This window comes from Rhizobium leguminosarum (genome assembly GCF_010668065.1).
GTDB classification, from domain to species: domain Bacteria; phylum Pseudomonadota; class Alphaproteobacteria; order Rhizobiales; family Rhizobiaceae; genus Rhizobium; species Rhizobium leguminosarum_S.
Genome location: NZ_WUEN01000011.1, coordinates 165,652 through 185,564, shown reverse-complemented (window position 1 = coordinate 185,564; position 19,913 = coordinate 165,652). Strand labels below are relative to the sequence as shown.

12 protein-coding genes and 1 pseudogene are annotated in these 19,913 nt (G+C 57.6%); 6 read left to right on the top strand and 7 right to left on the bottom strand.

What is annotated here, in order from left to right; all coding sequences use genetic code 11:
* Positions 1-21: 21 nt before the first annotated feature.
* From GR198_RS26125 to GR198_RS26110, 4 genes are read right to left on the bottom strand one after another with little or no spacing between them, the layout of a single operon-like run.
* Positions 22-2,229: a GumC family protein gene (locus GR198_RS26125; protein WP_029875025.1), complete on the bottom strand. Its 2,208-nt coding sequence runs from the start codon at positions 2,227-2,229 to the stop codon at positions 22-24.
* Positions 2,226-3,371 carry a glycosyltransferase family 4 protein gene (locus GR198_RS26120; protein WP_164069761.1) on the bottom strand — a complete coding sequence of 382 codons (1,146 nt, stop codon included), beginning with the start codon at positions 3,369-3,371 and terminating at the stop codon, positions 2,226-2,228. Before GR198_RS26120 ends, GR198_RS26125 begins: the two co-directional genes overlap by 4 nt.
* Complete coding sequence (locus GR198_RS26115) at positions 3,365-4,465, bottom strand: glycosyltransferase family 4 protein (protein ID WP_029875027.1); 1,101 nt, start codon at positions 4,463-4,465, stop codon at positions 3,365-3,367. The genes GR198_RS26120 and GR198_RS26115 overlap by 7 nt, the downstream gene beginning before the upstream one ends.
* Positions 4,462-5,412, bottom strand: a complete 951-nt coding sequence (locus GR198_RS26110; protein WP_029875028.1) for a glycosyltransferase family 2 protein — start codon at positions 5,410-5,412, stop codon at positions 4,462-4,464. Before GR198_RS26110 ends, GR198_RS26115 begins: the two co-directional genes overlap by 4 nt.
* A 609-nt stretch (positions 5,413-6,021) precedes the next feature.
* Between GR198_RS26110 and GR198_RS26105 the strand changes: the two genes are divergently transcribed.
* Both GR198_RS26105 and GR198_RS26100 read left to right on the top strand, forming a co-directional pair.
* Positions 6,022-7,347, top strand: a complete 1,326-nt coding sequence (locus tag GR198_RS26105) for an O-antigen ligase family protein (protein WP_029875029.1) — start codon at positions 6,022-6,024, stop codon at positions 7,345-7,347.
* Positions 7,344-9,473: a right-handed parallel beta-helix repeat-containing protein gene (locus GR198_RS26100; RefSeq protein ID WP_029875030.1), complete on the top strand. Its 2,130-nt coding sequence runs from the start codon at positions 7,344-7,346 to the stop codon at positions 9,471-9,473. The genes GR198_RS26105 and GR198_RS26100 overlap by 4 nt, the downstream gene beginning before the upstream one ends.
* Before the next feature lie 31 nt (positions 9,474-9,504).
* On the opposite strand, the pseudogene GR198_RS36380 reads toward GR198_RS26100, so the two are convergent.
* Positions 9,505-9,707, bottom strand: a pseudogene (locus GR198_RS36380) (hypothetical protein); the annotation flags it as partial.
* Between the two features lie 147 nt (positions 9,708-9,854).
* Positions 9,855-12,092, bottom strand: coding sequence for a choice-of-anchor Q domain-containing protein (locus tag GR198_RS26095; RefSeq protein WP_032984712.1), 2,238 nt, complete (start codon positions 12,090-12,092; stop codon positions 9,855-9,857).
* A 1,077-nt stretch (positions 12,093-13,169) separates the two neighbouring features.
* On the opposite strand from GR198_RS26095, the gene GR198_RS26090 reads away from it, so the two are divergent.
* The 4 genes from GR198_RS26090 to GR198_RS26075 are packed head-to-tail and all read left to right on the top strand — an operon-like array spanning position 13,170 to position 18,472.
* The gene (locus GR198_RS26090; protein ID WP_029875032.1) at positions 13,170-14,036 is read left to right on the top strand and encodes a WecB/TagA/CpsF family glycosyltransferase; all 867 of its coding nucleotides are present in this window, start codon (positions 13,170-13,172) and stop codon (positions 14,034-14,036) included.
* Positions 14,037-14,043: 7 nt separating this feature from the next.
* Complete coding sequence (locus GR198_RS26085) at positions 14,044-15,537, top strand: sugar transferase (protein ID WP_029875033.1); 1,494 nt, start codon at positions 14,044-14,046, stop codon at positions 15,535-15,537.
* 45 nt (positions 15,538-15,582) lie between these two features.
* On the top strand, positions 15,583-16,626 hold the full coding sequence (locus GR198_RS26080) for a UDP-glucuronic acid decarboxylase family protein (protein ID WP_138390057.1): 1,044 nt from the start codon (positions 15,583-15,585) through the stop codon (positions 16,624-16,626).
* 4 nt (positions 16,627-16,630) lie between these two features.
* Positions 16,631-18,472: a glycosyltransferase family protein gene (locus tag GR198_RS26075; RefSeq protein ID WP_164069760.1), complete on the top strand. Its 1,842-nt coding sequence runs from the start codon at positions 16,631-16,633 to the stop codon at positions 18,470-18,472.
* Between the two features lie 281 nt (positions 18,473-18,753).
* On the opposite strand, the gene GR198_RS26070 is transcribed toward GR198_RS26075, so the two are convergent.
* Positions 18,754-19,530 carry a response regulator transcription factor gene (locus GR198_RS26070; protein ID WP_011649675.1) on the bottom strand — a complete coding sequence of 259 codons (777 nt, stop codon included), beginning with the start codon at positions 19,528-19,530 and terminating at the stop codon, positions 18,754-18,756.
* Between the last annotated feature and the right edge of the window lie 383 nt (positions 19,531-19,913).

Here is a 19,913-nt window from a genome sequence, read left to right as displayed (position 1 = left end):
AGGCGGACATGCTGTTCGAACTCATGTGTACTCGTGGTACTTCCTCAGTGAGCTCACAAACAGTTCTGAATCGCTGAAGTTGTACATGGCGTGTTGTTTCGGATTGACGTTATTTATGGCAACGGCAATGTCTGCGTTGCGCGCGGTCTTCAGCTGATGTAGGCAAAACTCTACGGCGCGACGGCTCGTCTTTCCCCATTTTACGACCACCAGCGTTCGTTCTGCTAACGCTGTCAGATGCATCGTATCAGCCGAGGCGAGCACCGGCGCGCTGTCGAAGATGACGACTTGGCCGAGTGAGGCGGCCATCGCGACGATGTCAGCCGCATCAGTCAAACGAACGCGCCGATGGAGACCGGCATTGCCAGCCGGGATGAAGTCGATGCCGCTTGGATGGTGATGTATGATGTCCCGCATTCCGGCCTGTCCACACAGGAATTCGTTCAACCCCTGCTTTAGCTCTGAATTGAAAAACGAGTCGAGATTTCCGAGTCTGAGGTCGCCATCGACAAGCAGCACCGGAATTCCGTTGGCGGCGAGATCGATTGCCAGGGATCTGGCGACAAGCGACTTGCCCTCTCCGCTGTGAGCCGACGTCACAACGATACTGTTGGGCAACTTTCCGCCGTTGGATTGTTTGAGCGAAGTCATGACGGAGCGAATTGCTTCGTCAAACATCCCGTCTTGCATGCTCCCGAAGAGCATCGACGGATCTCTCCGGTCTTTCCGTTTTAGGTGCGGGATGAATCCGGCGGGTACGATGCGCGACATTCCGGCCATCTGGTCGAAGCTGCGGACTGAATTGTCCAACATCTCGACCACGAAAGCGGCCGTCACCGCGATCGATATCGAAGCCAAAAGGGCGCCGATCAAATAGAAAAGCCGCCCGCGTCCCTGCGGCGCCAGCGGCACCGCGGCCGGTGACAAGACTTCCAGTTCCGCGCCCGGCAACATGGCTTGCGCAGCCAGGCCACGGCGCTGCTCCTCGAGCTTGTCCAGCGCCGTTTGCTCTTTGTCAGCCATGCGCTGGAGTCGGGCCAACTCGGTTTGCTCCAAGGCAGAGCGAGTGCGTTTCTCATGAGCAGTCGCCAATGCCGACCGGATTGCGTCGTCCTCATGATCGAGCGCCGCAAGCTTGGCGTGTATCGATTGGAGATATCGATCGGTTGCAAGGCTGAGATCGGTGCGAGTTTTGAGGATCTTGGCGCGCGCGTCGACCACGGCTTCGGCGGTGTTGCCATATGTCTCAAGAAGGCGCTCGAGATCTTGCTCCTTCGCACGAAGCTCGCGTTGCATTGCAACAATGCTGTCGGGAATGACCATATTCTGCAGGACGAGCGAGGGGTCGTCGGCCGCTTCGAGTGCGGATATCGTTGCTCTCGCTTCAGCGCGGCCTTGTTCGATTTTTGTCCGCCGATCGCCCAGCTCCATGATCGACTTGATCTGTTCAACCTGATCGTCGTCATTTGAGGCAACGTCGGTAGTTTTCTGGTACACGTCGGCGGCATCGCGTGCTGCCTTGGCGCGCCCCATCTGTTCGTCGATGCGCAGCAGAAGCCATTCTTCTGCTGCGTCCACTCGACCACGCAGGCTGTCCTTGCGCTCTTCGAGGTAGATGCTGATGAGCCGGTTCGGGACCGAAGCGGCCCGTTCGGGGTCGCTCGCATCGAAACCGATCTGAATGACGTCACCCTGGCCATCGCGCCAAACGCGGAGGGCCTTGTAGTACTTCGGGATTATCGGCTCGATGCTGTCGCGTATCGGCAAGGACGGTTTTTCACTATCGACCCAACCGCGCAGCATTGATCGGATCTTGTCGATAGGCGAGATTTCTTGCAGCGCCGGATTGAATTCCGGCCATTCATTGAGCCGCAGGTCGCGGATTACCCGCTCTGCGATGCTTCTGGAAAGAAGCCGTTCGGTCTCAGATGTCGCGTCCAGCGGATCGTTGCGGCCGGACTCGTCGGTGCCGAGCTTTGTCGCCAGAGGCGTGTGGATGATCAGCCGGGACTCGGCATGATAAGTCGGCTTCAATCCAGAAATCACGGTTGCGGCAACCGCCATAAATACCATGATGATGGCCATTATCATGACCATCCGTCGCCGGATAAGGCGCAGGCCTGAAGTCAGATCAATTTCGTCCGAACGAGTCTCTACCTGAAGCCGGGGATCGTAGCGCATCGACGAGAGCGAGGGGTTGCGGTCTGGCGGCACAGTCGAAATAGTCATCGTTCACCAGCCGTTGTTTGAGGTTGCGCGGAGATAGCGTCGTAGAGTTTGTCCAGCGATCGCATGTAAGCCTTCATACTGAAATTGTTGAGATAATGAGCACGGGCCTTGGCCGACAGATAGTTGCGGACTTCCGGGTCGGTGACGAGCTTAGCCAGCGCCGCAGCCAGGGCATCCTTGTCTCCGACAGGTACGAAGACGCCTGTTTCACCGTCGGAGATGACTTCGCCATGCGCGCCGACGCGCGTGGTGACGACGGCGAGCCCATGGGCAAGCCCTTCGACCACAGCCATTGCCAAGCCCTCGGCATGCGAAGGTAAGACCAGGATATCTGCCCGTGTACACAGCGCTTGGGCCTCGTCGGCACCAAGCCAGCCCGGCATTTTCACCAGATCTGAAAGCCCCATGGCGGCAGCCTGGCGCCGGTAGTCTTCCACAGGTCCGTCGCCTGCTAGCACGGCTCGCCACCGGAGCTCTTTCATGATCGGATGACTGAGGGCAAGCAGAAGCTCCTGAACGCCTTTGCGCTCGCTCAGCCGGCCGAGAAATATGATCAACGGCATCTCGCCGACATGAACATTGCGCGGCCCGGGGTCGGGAACACAATTGCCGATGACGACTACGCGGCGCTCTTCCACGCCGAGAAGCGTCGTTAGCGTCATGCGGTCGCGCTGGCCCAGTGCCACGACCTGGTCGGCATGTTGGAACATCCGGCGTATAAGCATTTGTTGACTTGGCGAGCGTGCGGCAAAGTCGGTCGCGTAGTCGTAGTCGTGCAGGTGCAATATGTGAGAGCATCCGAGGAGACGGGCAGCCTCGGTCAGGATCAGTTTTCTTGCGGTGCTGCCGCGACCCGCAACATGAATATGGTGAATGCGTGCCGGAGCAACTATCCGGTCCTTTGCCATCATCAAGACGGCGCCGAGCAGGCGCACAGGCGACGCAACTGAGGACCACCGAGGCCCTCTGGTGTCGGTGACGAGGTGTGTTTCGCCGGCCTCCTTCGCCGTGTTCGATATATATCCGACGAGCCTGCCAATTCCGCCACCGTTTTCGCAACCACCCGGGACGTAGTGGCGGACGGTTGCTGCTGCGTTGCGCGTCGCTACCCGATTCCCATCCGTGAGCGCGTTCATCAGCATGCCCCGATCACCTTACGATAAACGGCCGCAGCCTGTGCTCCGACCTGTTGAGGCGAATTCGGACCTGTAGCCCATGCGAGCGCGTTGATCCCGAAGCTGCTTCTGAGCTCGCTGTTTTCCGCCAGTGTCCGTATGGCTATCGCGAGCTGTTCCACATCCCCGGGTGGAACCACCATTCCCAGTCCGTTTGGCAGAACGGTGGCTCGCAATTCGCCGACATCAGTCACGATAACCGGTTTGCCAAATGCCGCGGCAAGATTGAGGACGCCGCTTTGAGAGGCTTCCGTATAGGGAAGGACAACGATGTCGGCATCCAGAAAGAGCTGGGCGACCTCCATATCCTCGATAAAGCGGTTGCGAATATCATAGCGGACGGCGTCCCCCATAAGGGGCTGGAAGATCCACGGATCATCGCCGCGGCCTGCCACCGTGATGCGTAGATTGGGGAGCAGGTCCTTGAGCATCGCCTCGGCACGGATCAGATGCTCCAATCCCTTGTAAGCAAAAATCCGTCCGAAAAGCAGAACGCGCAAAGTTCCATCTGCGCCGCGCCGCGCCATCTTGTGCCGCCGAGCGAGCTCCGCGTAGCGATGAATGGCGGGATGCGACAGGACATGGACACAATCAGGCGATTTTGAATATCGCTCGAGGACCATTTGTTTCAGCCCTTCGCCATGGACGACGACATGACCCGATTGCCGCACCATCAATTGGGGAGCCCAGGCGGGCAGCGTGCGGGTGTCGGAATCGCCGGGATGCACTTCCACGTCATGGACGGTGGTCACGATCGGGATCGGACGCCAGAACGGCGCGGCGAAGTTCAACCAGAGCGTCGAGTTGCTCAGAAGGTGAATGACGTTCGGCCGCTCCTGCCGGATAAGACGTGTGAGTTGGTGCAGGAACCAGGGATTGGAGAGCGAGCGGTGCCTTGGCCAGTCCATGAGGTGCAGATCGACAGCCGGATCGATCCATGAAGCAAGGTGTGCGTAGCGCCTGCGCGGAACCGCTAGGACGACGTGCGCATGTCGCGCAACGCCGCTAGCGAAGGAGATGGTGTAGTCTTCCAGTTCGGAAACCAGCAGCAGTGCCTTCATCCCGCTGACTCCGACACGCCGACATCCTGACCAAGTCGAGGCAAGTCGTAGGCTGTGCGCAATGCATCACGCGTCCGCCTCAGCAAGTTTGGTTCGCCGACGAAAAAGAGCCCTTCCACAGCAAGGCTGAACCGGGTGCGTGTATCGGCGCCCTGCAGCTTGGCTGAGGCGACCCGGTACGGATAGTGATCAGTCAGACGCAGCCTTCCCGCCAGATCGTGTGCGGAAAGAAACCGGTTCGTCGCTTCAACGGTAGCCTGCCAATGGGCCATCCGCTTTCGCAGCATGGCGGCGTCATCGACTGGCCGATACCAATTATTGTTGTGAATCCGATAGAACCCGAGTGGATCCGACAAGGCGACAACGCTCCCCAGAAATGGATAGATGCCTGTGAGCCAGGCATCGGCAGACATGCGGAACTGCTCGGGAATATGCCCTGCAGCATCCCACGCGCTACGTCTTACAGCGACGGCTGATGTCATCGGGAAGGGCCACCAACCAGCCGATCTGGCGAGCCGTGGCGGCAAATTTCCTGAACACAGGGTCCGAGGAATTGGCTTGAAGGCTGGTGAGCCATCGGTCTGCGTTGGCTGAAGTCGGTGATAAACAAGCGATGCCTGAGGATTGGAGTGGAAAGCAGCGGCGGTTGCCGACAGCTTGCCTGGCGCCCACCAGTCATCGGCATCGAGAAAACAGAGGATGTCGCCACTGCTTAACTTCACAGCAGCATTTATGGCGGCGGCCTGTCCCTGGTTCTCCTGGAAGAGCACCTTCACCCGCTTGTCATAGCCGTCGAGAACGGAGCGCGACTGGTCGCTCGAGCCGTCGTCGACGACGATTATCTCGACATTGGACGCCTGTTGGCTCAAGGCGCTGTCAATTGCCCGGGCAACGAAGCGACCGTAGTTGTAGTTATTGATAAGGACGCTGATTGTCGGCCGCTCCATGACACTCCTCAAGCGCGTCGCTGGGCGACACGTCGGTGCGCCAGAGTTGCGAACGCTCGCGCGTTTGGCAGCGCGAATTGATGGAAGGAGTTCTGCTCGATCAGGATTTCGCCTTGAGCCGGTAGGGTCACCGCCGACAACGCCGCAACGTGTGACGCTCCCTTTATATAACGTACAAAACCAGGACCATGACGCAGAACCATTGCAATCCCAACCCTTCTAAGCGTCACCTGCCAACAGCCGGCTGCGCCAGAATTATTGCCTCACTTCACCGGAAACTGCGGCTCAGCGCGACGTGCTTCGCGGTATGCTTTGATCGTCAAGCTACCGGTGATTGGTCACGGGTGACATCTCCTCTTATGGGCAATGTCGTAGGCCCCAGCACCAACTTTTGGGGGAGGGGTAGACCGTAAGCTTAATCCAAACAACGTCTTTGGATGGTGGGTATGGACGTTAGGCTTAGCCCCGCCTTCGTTTGCGTTGGTTGACCGGGGATGTGGCGGGATGATTGTTCGTTGGTAAGCAGCGCAGCTATGAAAGGGGACCCATGTCTTTCCAAATTGCCGCGATCAACAGCCTCTCATCTGTACAAGCAGGTCGGGACCGGTAATGAGAGCGTATACGCTTAGAACAGCGAATGGGCCGACTGTCAGTTGGCGAGCGATAGAGTGCTGGGGCGCCGGCCTATGCCTTTTTCTTCAGACAGGCGCGCTTTTCCCGCTCATGCTGGCGGATGCCGACGGAGGCCTTAGCGATCATGCCAAGTCTATGTTGCGTCTGCTTTGTATACCCGTATACGGGTTTACATTGCTGATGCTGGCACGAAATTTTCCGCAATTTCTCACCGCGCTCAAGCGAAATTGGCTTGTCCCGCTGATGGTCGCCATGCCCTTCGTGTCCGTCTTCTGGTCGGTTGGCCCGTCGACGACTCTCAGGCGTGCCATCGGCCTGCTCTTCACCGTACTTCTGGCTTATGTGTTGGCGATACGCTTTACACCGAGGCAGTTACTTCTCATTGCATTTGCGACCTTCGGAGCATGTATCGTCCTCAGCCTGTTGATTTTTCTAGTATCACCGGGGCTCGCTCGCATGCCCACGGACAGCGCGATGCGCGGCATATTCATCCACAAGAACAGCCTTGGTTGGTACGCCGGCATGATGATACTGGTGTCGACCGCCGTCGCGATGGACGGCGACCTAGGATTGCGGCGAACCGCTTTGATCTTGTTGGCGGCGGGCGGGGCTTGTCTCTTCCTTTCCGGATCGATGACCGCGACAATTGCGACGGTATCGGCATATTGCCTGATCGGGTTCTACTCCATGTTGCAGCGAATCCGTGGCATCGGTCGCATCGTCTTCATCCTGTTTTTCTTTCAAATGTTCGTCGGGATCCTCCTTTTGCTTCACGAATTCCTGGTCCCATTCCTTGAGGCGCTTGGCAAGGATGCCACTTTGACGGGCCGAGTGCCCTTGTGGGAGCTGGTCGATGGCCAGATCGCCGATCATCTGCTGCTCGGCTTCGGCTACCAAGCGTTTTGGACAGAAGCGAATCCCGAAGCCTGGATTATCTGGTCAAAGATCCAATGGATGGCTCCTCACGCCCATAATGGATTCCGCGATACGCTGCTGAGCTTCGGAATAAGCGGAATGACTTTGTTCGCTCTGATGCTTTTGCAGGCACTCCGCCAAGGGGCGGCCCTCCAATGCGGGGACCCGCATTATGGCTGGCTCTGGCTGAACGTCTTCACGGTTGTGATTTTGGTGATGAACCTGACCGAGACAATATTCCTGATCCAGAATGACGCGATTTTCATTCTGTTCACAACAGCCATCATCATGTTCTCTCTATATGAGCCTGTTGTTACTTCGACGGCCCCCGGCCGGCAATTGCGAGTACGGGCCCGCAGCAGAACGGCGGAGCTGCAAATCTCATGAGGCTGCGCTTCGCACCGATCTTGAGCATTTTGCTTGCGATGCTCTTTCCGCAGCCGGGCAAGCTGGCCTCGGTGAGCCCGGACGCAGATGCGCCCGACAGGCTCCGGACGGCGGTCCGGGAGGCAACCTGCGCGGAAGCCTCGCCGGCGACCTTTTCGGACAAGCTGAAGGGGACTTCACTGAGCAACATATTGACCGGAGCACCCGCGGCCCGGGCAGTATTCTATGTCTCTCCCGATGGCAAAGACACCTGGAGCGGGCACCTTCCTAAAGCAAATTCTCGGCGTACAGACGGTCCTTTTGCTAGTATTGAAAGAGCGCGGGATGCTGCGCGCCAGAAGGGCGGCCAGAATACGATCGCAATGGGCAATGGGGATTATTATCTCGCTGAACCGATAGTCTTCGATGCTCGCGATGCGGGCCTGATCATCGCGGCGAGATGCAACGAGGCGCCAGTTCTGCACGGCGGCCCGATTGTGCGCAATTGGACGGCGCAGGCCGATGGTCGCTGGAAGGCGTCACTGAAGCTGCCTGCGGGCCGGGATGTGGGCGATCTTTTCGTCAGCGGCGCGCGCCAGACGCAGGCTCGCTTTCCCAACGCTCCACTCGATGGAGACCCGCGCAAAGGATGGCTTTTCGCGGCTAAGTGCACGCAGGACGACGATCTATGGCATGGTAACACGCGCTTTTGTTTCCATGCCGGCGATCTTCCGATCTCAAAAAATGCAGCTGGCCTTGTCGCCCACATCGTCGGTGGTTTTCACCCCGGCAGCCAGTGGGGCAGTGACACCCTCCCAGTGGTTTCAATCGACACCGCGAACCGGGCGATAAATACCCAAGGCACCGGCTATTTCTTCACCGCAGAAGGCAGCCGCTACTTTTTGACCGGGGCGGCGGCGCTGCTCGATGCGCCCGGGGAGTGGTGGTATGACCGCGCCAAGAGTCAACTCGATTATATCCCGACCGATGGACTACCAACCAGTTCTACGGCTGTCGCCGGCATCCTGCCGACCTTCTTCAGGCTGGATGGGGCCGACGGGATGGTTGTATCGGGGCTCCAGTTTCGGGATGGGGATCCGCAGGGCAGCGGCAAGTTCGGTACCGACACCAGAAGCTTTGGGGCCATACGGCTCGATCACTCGGACGGTGTTCGGCTGCTCGGCAACTCCATCGACAATGTCGGCGTCGGCATCCATGTTTCCGAGAGCAAAGATGTCTTGATTGCCGGCAACGTGATTGGAGATGTGGCTGGCAACGGGATTTACGTTGGCACGACCTATGGCAGCTTCGGCAAATCCGACGGTGCCAGAATCCTGTCGAACCATATTCATGACATCGGAAGCGTCTACTTTGAAACCGCGGGGATATGGTTCCAGGCGACCGACAGTATCAGGATCGCTCATAACCTGGTCGAAAATACTGCGCAGTTCGGTATCGCCGGCGGCTCACTGTGGGGAGCACAAGACGCCGTCCACGACGCAGTCATCGAACATAACGAAATCCGCAATGCCAATCAGCAGACGGCAGATGGCGGTGCCATCAAGCTGATGGGCGAGCAGGCAGACCTCCTGAACAGCAGCATCCGCTACAATCTGGTCACCGGGACAGGTCAACTCATGAACAGGGCCGATGGGACGTTTTGGCCTCCCGGATATGAAAATATCAACGAATGGCCGACTCCTATCAGTTGGGCGATCTACACCGATGGCAAGGCCAGTGGTGTGCGCATCGAAGGAAATACGCTGTCGGACAATATATCGGCGATCGGCATCAACGGCGGCTGGAGCAACTTGGTGACGGGAAACGTCATCACGCACGGATCGGGTGCGGCTTTTCGCGTTGATGACGGTACGGGCAGGGGTTGGCGTCCGCCATGGGCACGTCCCAATCGTATCGAGAGCAATATCGTGTCGATCGACAGTAACAACGGGCTTGCAGCCTATGTCTACGCTCCTGACCATGGGCCTGGATATGTGCAGTTCGCGAATAACCGCTACACCGGCAATTTGAACGACAAGAGCTTCCGAATACATCCGGAGATCATGCCTTCGGGAGAATTTGGCAGTTTACAGGATCTTCAGAAGGCTGGGGCGGACACCGAAAGCGTAGTCGCGCGGCCCGAGTAACAAACATGCGCCGCGACGAGCGATGTTCCCGCGGCGTTCCGGTGGTCACCGGCGAGATCTGCCCGAGCGGCTTGGGAAGGTGATGAAAATTCGCCCAGGCTCAGACGACAGTCGCCGTCGGCGAGCCGACCTTTGCCCCTTGCGCGAAGCGGATGCGGAACTCCTGCCGCTGACGCCGGTGACGAAATGTGGAATGCCGTTGGTCAGAAATGCCGCGGCGATGAAATGGGCAATCTAGGCGATCGAGGGTAAAGGCTTCTCCGTTGCGGCCTGAGTGGCGTCAACGGAGAATGTGGCCGGGTTTTCGTGCCGGTAAGAGGAGAGACACGACTGCCCGTGACGCTGTAGGCCCGCCGCCTGAAAGGCGACGGGCCGAGCCGGTTAGACAAGCAGCAAATCTTTGAAGTGAAGTGCTGCGGAATTATCGAGATCCGCGACATGGACGGCCGCGCCCGCTGCGCTTCCATCCGCGTCATAGGATAGATAGCCGCTGGCCTTATCGTAGATCAGCTTGTCATCGGCCTCGAGCGCCTTCGTTCCCAGAACGAAATTCTCGTCCGAAAATTTGGATAGGCTGAGCGTGGTGAAAATCGAATGATCGAGCATCAGCTTGTCGCCCGCCGCGGAGGAAAAATCCCGGATGTGGTCGACGCTGATATTGTCGGGCTTCACATTGAAGACGAAGGTATCGCCGCCGCCGCCGCCGGTCAGAATGTCCGCGCCGGCTTTTCCGAACAGCTTGTCATTGCCGAGTCCGCCATTCAGCTTGTCCGCGCCGGCCCCGCCATCGAGAACGTTGCTGCCGCTATTTCCGGTCAGCACGTCGTTGTAGCTGGAGCCAGTCAAGTTTTCGATGCTGACTAACTTGTCACCGGCGGCATGCCCGCCCGTTGCGGCCCCAGTCGCCAAGTTGACGTTGACCCCCCCGGAGCCCGCATAGCCGGCCGTGTCGTTGTCGGCACCACCATTGATGACGTCCCCGCCGGCGCCGCCGCTGAGTTTGTCCGCGCCAGCCCCGCCATTGAGAACGTTGCTGCCGCCATTCCCGCCGGTCAGCACGTCGTTGTAGCTGGAGCCAGTCAAGTTTTCGATGCTGGCGATCTTGTCACCGGTGGCTTGCCCGCCCGATGCGGCCTTGGTCGCCAAATTGACGCTGACCGCCCCGGAGCCCGCATAGCTGGCCGTGTCGGTACCATTACCGCCGTCGAGCACGTCCGCGCCGGCGCCGCCCTTCAACACGTCACTACCGCCGAGACCCTTGAAGGTTTCGTTGCCGCCGTTGGACTGACCGGTGTGTGGCAGGATGTCGTTGCCGTTAGTGCCGGTGAATACCTTCGTCGGCGCAGTTGGCGTCCCCGGTTGCGTCGGCGCGGTTGGCGTGGTTGGCGTTCCCGGTTGCGTCGGCGTGGTTGGCGTTCCCGGTGTCGAGCTGGAGCCCGATTCGTAGGCACCCATGTCGACAGTTCCAACGACGCGAGCGTGGCCGTCCAGATCGACCGACCCGACGCCGTACTTGGCGGTTCCGCTGTCGATCGCCGCCGAGCCGGAGCCGAGGTGGAAGTTGTCGCTCGCTGCCCCCGCGAATTTCGGGTCAATGCCGAGCTTGTTGCCGTTCGCCGCGCTCGGCATCGCGTTGCCGCCGTCGGTCTTGACCGATGCCTGGCCGGCCGTGCCGTTGTAGGTGATGTTGTTGGCCCAGACGACGTTGTTGTTGGTGTAGCCGTCGGTCGACGTGTTATCGATCGCAGTGTTGTTCTTGTTCAGCGATGGGTCCGCTACGGCGACGTTGTTGACCCAGGTGTTGTTGCTCGACGCCGAGTTGCTGAGCTCACCGCGCCAGGTGCCGCTGTTCTGTGGGTCCTGATTGTTGTGGTATGCGGTGTTGTTTTTCACCGTGACGGAGTCGCTCCAGGTAACCTGGATGCCTTTGCCGCCGTTCTCGTAGACGAGGTTATTGTCGACCAGGGTCTTGAACGTGTAGTTCGGATGACCGCTCGTCTGCGTGCTCTGGAAATCGTCGATGATGATGCCGTTGCCGTCGGTGTGCGCACCCGACTTGGTGACGTTGTCGTGCGAGATGTTGTCCCGCACGATCGTCCGGTAGCCGTCGGTCGAGGTATCGCCGGTGATGTTCCGGTTCTGGTAGATCGAGATGCCCGAGAACCAGCCCGTCGACGCGTTATTGTAGGTCTCATTCCCTTCGATTCTGATGAAGTCCGACCAGTTGAACTGAATGCCCGACTCCCCGCTGCCGTGGACCTTGTTGTTGAGAACTGAGATGTGGTGGACGTTGTTCGCTTCGATGCCGTCGCCTTTGGCGCCGCCGATGTCAAAGCCGTCGATTGTCACGTAGTTAGCGTTGACACTGATCGCGTTCCACGAGCCCGCGGGCGGCCGGATCAGCGCCCCGCCGGGCACTTCCGAGCGCAGCGTGATGTCAGCTGCCGCCGAGCCGTCTTTGTCGATGTTAATAGCTTCGTTGTAGGTCCCCGCCTTCACCACGACCTCGTCGCCGGGTCTAAGGTTCGCCGACATCGCCTCGCCGATCGTGCGGAAGGGAGAGGAGGTACTGCCGTTACCGCCGTTGCTGCCAGTCGTTGCTACGTAGTATGTTGTCATGGTCTTGTTCCTCAACCCCCGCCCGTTAATATTTGTGGTTAATCCTGCATCACGGCGGCAGGTTATAGGGCGACATTCTGGAGGGCGCAACAGCAACGCAACAGTAAGTGCTTGAGAAGCATAGCCTTATTGCTGCCACAATATCCCAATCGATCCAAAGTTACGTTTTGAAATATTTGGTGAATTTCGAGTCGCCTAAAATGTGGCAGTATTAATATCTCGCTTGCCGCGAGTTATTCTTTCTACAACCAGAGCGACACCCATCCATTGAAAACTTTAGAAAAACCTGATGGGCGTGGCTGGATTGCTCCCGCCAAATGCGGAATCGACATTTTTTTCTGAATTCGGCAATTTTGGGCAGTATCGCCTTACGATTGGTGCTGATCGAGATGGTAATGGGAGGTCGACGGTATCGATTCGACCAACCCATTGCCCAGCATTTCAAGCGCCACCGCTTTCCCGCCGAGATCATCGGGCATGGGGTGTGACTACACTTTCCGTTTCCGCTGGGCCTGCCTTATGTCGACAATCTGCTTGCCGAGTGTGGTATCGATGTCTCGTTCCAGACCGTGTCTGAGCGGGCGACCAAGTTCGACCGCTGGTGCGAGACCTCGGATCGGTGGCGCTTAGATCAGTAGCCGGGGAAGTCCCTCTCTATGGAATCCGGCTTGCTCCGTCGGCTGACTTGGCTTGCATCGATCCGGTGTGCAAGATGCATGCACCATATTCATCTCATAAGCGGGCCGCCCCGCAGGGTCCCTGGTTTTTCTCGCCGCGTCGCTCCTTGTAAAGGTCTGCGTCGTGGGCGCGCTGCACTTTCGGTTGCGCTTTGGCGCGATGACGAGCTGCGTTCGGCTTTGCCGAGGTCAAACCGCCCTTACGGGACAGCGCTCATCAAAAAGAGCAGCCTGGCAAGCAGTGGGGGTACATCGCCTTACTTCGAATATGTAACCGATCTCGGCGTAAGACGTAGAAACATGAAGTCTCTTCTACGTCCAATAGTTAGAGATGCAAGTATGGAGGCAATCGTCTTGGCAGCATATTCTGATGACAGTTTAGATCGCGAAAGCGTAGGTCATGAGAAAGCAATCAGCAGACAGAAGCCAAGATTCAGTTCTCAATCAAACGAGTTCTTTGGAATGTATTAATGTCCTTGGTGTTCGCATTTCGGCAGTTAATCTCAAAAGCGCGACTGGATTTATTCAAAAAGCGATCGAAGACGGCAGGAAGGAATATGTGTGCGTTCGCGACGCGCACGGCGTGGTCCGGTGTCAAGATGATCCCGAGCTCCGGTCGATACATAACCGGGCTTTCCTCGTAACACCCGATGGCATGCCGTTGGTATGGGCATTGAAACGTGCCGGTCATGCCGAAAGCGACAGGGTCTATGGACCTGACCTGATGTTATCCGTTTTCGATGCCGGCCGCTCCAAGGGCTTGCGCCACTTCCTTTATGGCGCAACGGCCGAAACGCTCGAACAACTGCAGGCGCGCCTTCTCGCGAAATTTCCGCAAGCACAGATCGTCGGCTCCTATGCGCCACCTTTCCGCAAACTGTCGACGCGGGAGGAAACGGAGATTGCTGACCAGCTCAATCGATCGGGCGCCGATATCATCTGGGTCGGGCTGAGCAGTCCCAAGCAGGAACTCTGGATGGCGCACATGCGCGATCGTCTGGAAGCATCGATGCTCATCGGTGTCGGAGCTGCATTCGATTTCCACGCCGGTCTCAAGCGGCAGGCTCCAAGGATCATTCAAAGAAGCGGCTTCGAATGGGCGTTTCGTCTTTTATGCGAGCCGCGGCGGCTGTGGCGGCGCTATGCGGTCGTCGTACCGACCTTCATCTCACTGACGGCATTCCAGAGACTGGGGCTTCGGAAGTTTCCGATCGAAGACGCGGTTTTTGGATCAAGCGCGCCAAAAGCAGCAGCTGTAAAGGTGTAAAGCCATCATGTCCTTATTTGCGTCGCCAGCAATGACACCGGGTCCGTCGAAGGCATCCACATCAAATGACATGACGTCGCGGGCGATTGCGGCAGGTTCCGTGCCGCCCATAGCAGCTAAGACCGCCGATCCCTTTGACCGGGCAGGGCTGAATATGCCCACCGCACTACGGCGCCGGCTTCCTCGGCTTGCAACCTCGTCCTTGCTGGTCGCCGGCGACATTGCAAGCTATTTGGTTGCCTATTTTGTTGTCCTGTCCTTTTTCCCCAGTGGTTTGGAGGGCACGCTGGGGGAGCGTACTTTCACGATCGCAGCACTCGCCGCGATTATTCTTTACGCATCGGCCGGCCTCTATCCTGGATATCGCTTGCATGACCACGAACATCTGCGGCGGCGCACTGTCGCTGGCGTCAAGGTGGCTGTCCTGGCGGCGTTTGGAGCAATTATCCTGCCGGAGGGGGAACGGCTGCTGCTTGCCGTCATTGGGTTCCTCGCTCTCGGGCTGATTGTTCAGCCATTTGTGCATTGGCTTGCACGGGGCCTGTGCTGGAAACTTGGAGTCTGGGGGGAGTGCGCGATTGTCATAGGAGGGTGCAACCTTACTCCCGCTCTCGTGGCGCATTTCAAGAACCACTGGCAGTATGGCGTCAGGCCGGAGGCCATTTCCCCCGATAGCTTGGAGGCATTGCCCGACGGCGGGCCATCCATTGCCGTGATTGCGGGCGGCACAGGCGCGCTTGCACCCGACTTGGCGGCGATGCGTCGGAAGTTCGCCGAAGTCATTTTGCTGTCCGATACGCCGAGCCTCAAGGTAAGCGGATTGCAGCCTGCGGATGTTGGCGGAGAGATCGGTATTCGCCTCACCACTTGTGGGAGTTCGGTCAACTCGGATCTGGTTCGCCGGATCCTCGATCTCGCAATCGCCATCCCTGCAACAATCGTGGTCGCGCCATTCATCGCGATTGCAGCGGCCGCAATCTATGCCATCGATCCGGGCCCGGTCTTCTTCCGGCATACCAGGGAAGGGCTGTCCGGTAAGCCGGTGCACGTCCTGAAATTGAGGACGATGTACCAAGATGCAGAACAGCGCCTTGAAGCACTATTCCGAGACGACCCTAACATGTGCGCCGAGTGGTTGAGCCACTTCAAGCTCAAGGACGATCCGCGCATCCTTCCGGTTATAGGACATATGCTGCGCGCTTCGAGCATCGACGAGCTCCCGCAACTGGTGAACATCATTGCAGGGGATATGGCCTTCGTCGGACCGCGTCCGTTTCCAGAATATCACCTCTCAGCGATGGATAGCGAATTTCGTGACAAGCGGCGTTCGGTAACACCGGGGCTGACGGGCCTCTGGCAGATATCCGAACGAAGCAATGCGGATATCGAACTGCAGCAGCAACTCGATGAGTTCTACATCGACAACCGGTCTCTGTGGTTCGACTGCCAAATTATTCTCAGCACAATCCCTGCGGTCTTCAAACGCAGGGGAGCCTACTGACCATCCTCGCTTCCGCGAGGCAACCATCAACAACGGAGCATACCAATGCACGGACAAAAGCGAATTATGGTAACCGGCGGCACCGGGTTTCTGGGATCATTCCTGTGCGAAAGGCTTTTGCGAGAGGGCAATGACGTCCTCTGCGTGGACAATTACTACACCGGTTCGCGCGACAATGTGCTGCATCTTCTTGACGATCCTCGCTTCGAGGTGCTCCGCCATGACATTACCTTCCCGCTCTATGTGGAGGTCGACGAGATTTACAACCTCGCCTGTCCAGCATCTCCGGTCCACTATCAGCACGACCCCGTGCAGACCGTGAAGACCAATGTGCACGGGGCCATCAATATGCTCGGCTTGGCAAAACGCACCAAGGCGAAGATCTTCCAGGCATCCACAAGCGAAGTTTATGGCGATCCGGCAGTCCACCCTCAACCCGAGGAGTATCGAGGCAGCGTCAATCCGATAGGACCGCGGGCATGCTATGACGAAGGCAAGCGGTGCGCCGAGACGCTGTTCTTCGACTATCATCGTCAATATGGCGTGGAAATCCGGGTCGCGCGGATCTTCAATACCTACGGTCCGCGCATGCAGACCAATGACGGCCGTGTCGTCTCCAATTTCATCGTTCAGGCGCTTCGAAACGAGCCGATCACCATCTTTGGCAACGGCAGACAAACACGATCGTTCTGCTATGTAGACGACCTGATCGACGGATTTATTCGTCTGATGGGCGCGCCCGCTGGGGTCACGGGCCCCATCAATCTCGGCAACCCCGGAGAATTCCAGGTCCGTGAATTGGCAGAAATGGTGGTCGAAATGACCGGATCGAAGTCCGGCATCGTCTTCAAGGATCTGCCAGTTGACGATCCGACACAGCGCAAGCCCGATATCAGCCGAGCAACGCAACAACTGGGCTGGCAGCCGAAGGTGAACCTTCGTGAGGGGCTTGAGAGAACGATCGCTTATTTCGAGTGGAAGCTTTCCGGCGGCGCAAGGAACTGGCCCAGCGCCAAGTCCTCGCAAGAGGCTTATCCGCATCTGGCGTCTGCCAATGTCGAACTCACTGCTCCTGAAGCCATTCGATAGGGACATGAATAGCAACGTTAACGATCGAAAACCGCGGCTCGTTTTTTTTCAATGGGACCATCAGCCCAATGCGAGCGCGGCCGGTTACCTGCTGCTGCACATGCAGCAGCAGGTCAAATGCCTCGCAACACATTTCGATGTCGTCGTCATTAACCGCGACTGCGATTATGCAGAGATATGCGACAGGTACGAGCCGGAGCTGACGCTGTTTGAAAGCGGTTATCGGTCGCATGGCTCGCGTCGGATAAAAATCACTAACACCAATACCCATATCGCCGTTCCGAAGCTTGGCCTTCATAACGCCGACGCATGGTGCGATCGACGCGCGGGCTTCCTTTCCGATATGGAGCAGTGGGGCATCGAGGCGTATTTCGCGATCGCAACGATGACTCCGGAATATATGCCGGCGGTGAAGGAGAATCTGTTCGTCTGGCCAAATTTCATCGATCCCGACGTCTACCACGACTATGGCCAGCAAAAGGTCATCCCGGCCATGCTCACAGGTCAGGCCTACGGCCTTTATCCCTGGCGACAGACGGTCTTTCCGATAATCCGCGACCGTTACCCCTGCCTGGTCTCGCCGCAACACGCCTATGAGAGCAAGCTAGCTTCCCAGCTCCTGTCTGGAGAGGCTTATGCGCGCGCGCTCAACGCGAGCCTCGTCGTCCCCACATGCGGCACTATGGGCGGCGAGGTGGTACGCAAGCACTTCGAGATTCCCGGGGCAAATGCCTGTCTCGTGACCGAACGCACGGCAGCAGTAGAGGCAGCCGGCTTTGTCGATATGGAGAACTGTGTCTTTGTTGACGGCCACAACGTGGTCGAGCGACTAGATTACCTTTTTGCCCATCCCGACGAAATACGGCGTATCACGACAGCCGGTTACAGTTTGATCCATTCGTGTCATACACTGAGCCACAGGCCGCAAATATATCAGTGGTTCATGCTGAACAAGGGCCTGCAGTTCGGCGAAAAGATCATCCAGTCCGGCCCCTTCGGCGATCTTGCAAAGGTCCAGCGGATCTCCAAGCAAGAGAGCGTCCATGTCGTGGGGGAAGCGAGCGATCGCGCTTTGCTGAAGCAGGGCGACCTGCTTCTCGAGCAGGGCAGGGTGAAGGAAGCCAAGCAGTGCTACGCGCGCTGCCTGGACTATGTATCCTACCTCCCCGAAGCCAAATTCCGCCTTGCCGTCTGTGCATTGCACGAGGGCGACGCCGATCGCGCCTATGACCTTCTGGTGGATCTGGTCAAGGTGACCATGAGCGAATATGGGGCACTCACCCCGGATCCGGTCGAGTGGGCGTACTTCCTTCTCGCTTTGATCTGCAGAGGCCAGTTTGAGCGGGCGCGGAGGCTGCAAGATTTCTATCCATCTCTATCCCACGACGAATTCACGCGCGCGCGCCTCGTCATCGCGCAACTCGGTCGCTCAGGCGATGGGGTCGTGTCGGGACGGTATGGCAGGGATCGAAAAAGCATTCATCAGATTCCCGATCGGAGCGATTCCGATTGGCTTGCATGGTTCTCCGATATTCTTGAGCGCTGTCAGCAGCCAGATCTTGCAAATGTTCTTCGTCACGCTCCCGTCGGCGGAAGCAGCGCCGGCGAGAAAGTAACATTTCTACACTTCAAACGTGATGCTGGTTGGCGTCTGCGACTATATTCAGGCGTCGATGGCCTGATGGTCAGACTGCGCCTGAATGGCCTGCGGCCGAATGTACCGCCGCTGCCTGAGTTCCGATATTTCTGGCATCTTGCGCGGCGTCTGGTCCCCCATTCGCAGAGAGGCCCGTTGCGCAGGATCCGAACAGCGCTTTCCAGGCTTCCTGTGGGCACCGGCAATTAATTGCATGTCGCCCCGAAGTGTGCAGCGGTTCGGGGATATCGATATGCATGAAAACAAACAGCTAAAGCGCATCGCTTGAATCAAATTCAATGCGATGCGCTTTAGCTGGGAAAATCGCAGATGCAGACAGCCTCACCTGGAGAGGCGTACATGACAAACTTCCCAGGTGAGGCTGAAGATGCAATCGCGGACTCGGTGGCGTATTTGGCGCGCAGCCACCGAGGATGTTTAGCGCGAGAATGCGCTCGTGATGCGATGCAAGATCTGATCGGCCGACCGCATCAGCACAGGCTGCTTGCCGCAGAACTGCCCGAAAGAAAAAGATCGTTGAGCTTGAATACGACTTCCGTTCTGTTCGTCGCTTTGACCTTTTTCATAATATTGCGAACATGCACCTTTACCGTGCTTTCTCGCAGGTTGAGCTCATAAGCGATAATTTTGTTTGCCTTTCCGCGTCGGAGCGCCTCCACGACTTCGACCTGACGGTCCGTGAATATGCCGGAGAGGGGGCGGGCGGTCGAATTGCTCGAGTCCAGCAAGTGACGCATGGCGAACAGGGCGCTTGCAGGCACAAAAATTCCTCCTGCCACCGACAGCGCGATCAACTCCATACAGACGCTGACGCTGACTGAGGCGGGTATGAACCCTTTGGCTCCGTACTCAAGCGCCCTAACGATTTGACCGAAATCGTCGCTATCGGCCAATACGATGAGTGGCGTTGATGCGAATTCCGACGAAAGCTTCCGGATTTGCTCCGAAACTGTCGGTTCATCGATCTTTTTGCCGCCGACGTTCAGGAGGATTGCCGAAAGCGGAGGATATTCGTCGCGCTTCTGCTTCCACTCCTCAATTGATCCAAAAGCCAAAATCTGCAAATCCGCTTTTTGGGCAGCCATGCATTGCGCCAGGCATTGACGATCGAGCTCACGATTATCGAGAATGACAAGAGAATGCGTGTGTCTTCCCGGCACGGCAGATGTGTTCGGATTATCTATCCTGAGGGGAAGAGCTACGTTCTCCTGCCTGAGGTCCAAATTCGGTATAAGTGCTGAATTCACAGCTTCACCCTCCCCTAACACGTTACGCTCAACTACGACCCGAGTACCAACCCCTCTCAATACGGGGGTTTAGGAAACTCTAAAGTAGGAATCGAATACCACAATTCGCGGAGCGTTACAGTAGCTAATATAGGCTAAGTAGTGCGCAACTTGCATTGTAAGTCGGAAATAGAAAGATAAATCGGAAGTAGTCTTGAGTGTTACTAGATAGATTGAAGAATAAACTTCATCGTTACACCGTGGTTTGCGACTGACCACTAAATGCATGGAAACAATCGCAGTCTCCGGCGTAGGGCCGGCAACGGATGCGGTAGGTGAGCCCGCCACCAACGTTGGTCGATGTATGAACATGGGCGTAAGTCATCATAAGTAGATACGTCTTT